Below are 1,135 nucleotides of genomic sequence, written 5' to 3' on the forward strand. Positions count from 1 at the left end.
GTCGTCGATCCGATCGGCATCGACCGGCTGCTGCCGGACTGGCGCGAAGACGCCGACCATCCGTTCAAGACCGAAGTGAAGGACGACCACTTCCTGTTCTTAGGCCCCGCCGGCTCGATCCGCCTGCCGAACTTCCTGATGCCGCCGCTGATGAACAATCACGGCAACTACATCGTCTCGCTCGGCAACGTCTGTCGCTGGCTGGCGACAAAGGCGGAAGAACTCGGCGTCGAGATCTATCCGGGCTTTGCGCAACCGAAGTGCTCTACAACGACGAGGGTGCGGTCATCGGTGTTGCCACCGGCGACATGGGCATCGAGCGCAACGGCGAGCCGGGACCGAACTTCGCCCGCGGCATGGCACTGCTCGGCAAATACACCCTGATCGGCGAGGGCGTGCGCGGTTCGCTCGCCAAGCAGCTGATCGCCAAGTTCGATCTCTCCAGGGACAGCGACGTCCAGAAGTTCGGCATTGGCCTGAAAGAGCTCTGGCAGGTGAAGCCGGAGAACCACCGGCCGGGCCTGGTGCAGCACTCCTTTGGCTGGCCGCTCGGCATGAAGACCGGCGGTGGTTCGTTCCTCTATCACCTCGAAGACAACATGGTCGCCGTCGGCTTCGTCGTGCACCTCAATTACAAGAACCCCTATCTCTTCCCGTTCGAGGAGTTCCAGCGCTTCAAGACGCACCCGGCGATCCGCGGCACCTTCGAGGGCGGCAAGCGGTTGTCCTATGGGGCGCGAGCGATCACCGAGGGCGGCTACCAGTCGGTGCCGAAGCTCTCCTTCCCCGGTGGTGCGCTGATCGGCTGTTCGGCCGGGCTCGTCAACGTGCCGCGCATCAAGGGCAGCCACAATGCGGTGCTGTCGGGCATTCTCGCCGCCGAGAAGCTGGCGGCGGCGATCGCCTCCGGTCGCGCCAATGACGAGCCGATCGAGATCGAGCGCGGCTGGCGCGACAGCGCCATCGGCCAGGACCTGAAACAGGTTCGCAACGTCAAGCCGCTGTGGTCGAAGTTCGGCACGGCGATCGGCGTTGGGCTCGGTGGCCTCGATATGTGGACCAACCAGCTGTTCGGCTTCTCCTTCTTCGGCACGCTGAAGCATGGGCTAACCGATGCGCAGTCGCTCGAGCCGGC

General features: G+C 64.3%; 1 pseudogene. It reads left to right on the forward strand.

The features are described from left to right. Positions 1 to 1,135 (forward strand): annotated as a pseudogene (locus tag I8N66_RS37430) (NAD(P)/FAD-dependent oxidoreductase); the annotation flags it as partial.

The organism is Ensifer sp. SSB1, assembly GCF_016652895.1.
GTDB lineage: Bacteria > Pseudomonadota > Alphaproteobacteria > Rhizobiales > Rhizobiaceae > Ensifer.